Consider the following 390-nt stretch of genomic DNA (forward strand, 5'->3'; position numbering starts at 1 on the left):
CTTCGCGAGCGATTCACGGACCGCCGCCGCGTCCGTCACATCGGCGGCGAGGTAGCGATACTGAATTCCCGCGGCGCGGATTCGTTCCAGGTTGGCGGCTAGTTCTGTATCACGATCAGGCTGCGAACGCCCCATCAACAGCAGCCGCGCGCCGGTCTGGCGGGCCAAAGAGAGCGTACACTCACACGCGATACCCTTGCCGCCGCCCGTCACCAGCAAAACATCAGCGGCGGTGAGCGGGAGTTCGCCGCCCGCCTCGATGGGCAACGACTTCATGACCAATTCGTGCCGCTTTCCCCCGGCATCGTAACGAACATCGCGGTGGCCATCGGTTCTGATCTGTCTGTCGGGCGCTCTGGATGAATCTCAAATTGGCCTGCTGCTTCGCGC

General features: G+C 63.3%; 1 protein-coding gene. It reads right to left on the reverse strand.

What is annotated here, in order from left to right:
• Window positions 1-276, reverse strand: a 276-nt coding sequence (locus I6F37_RS44110) for an SDR family NAD(P)-dependent oxidoreductase (RefSeq protein ID WP_225155002.1), incomplete at its 3' end; no start/stop codon positions are given.
• Between the last annotated feature and the right edge of the window lie 114 nt (window positions 277-390).

This window comes from Bradyrhizobium sp. NBAIM08 (genome assembly GCF_020193935.1).
Taxonomy (GTDB): Bacteria; Pseudomonadota; Alphaproteobacteria; order Rhizobiales; family Xanthobacteraceae; genus Bradyrhizobium; species Bradyrhizobium yuanmingense.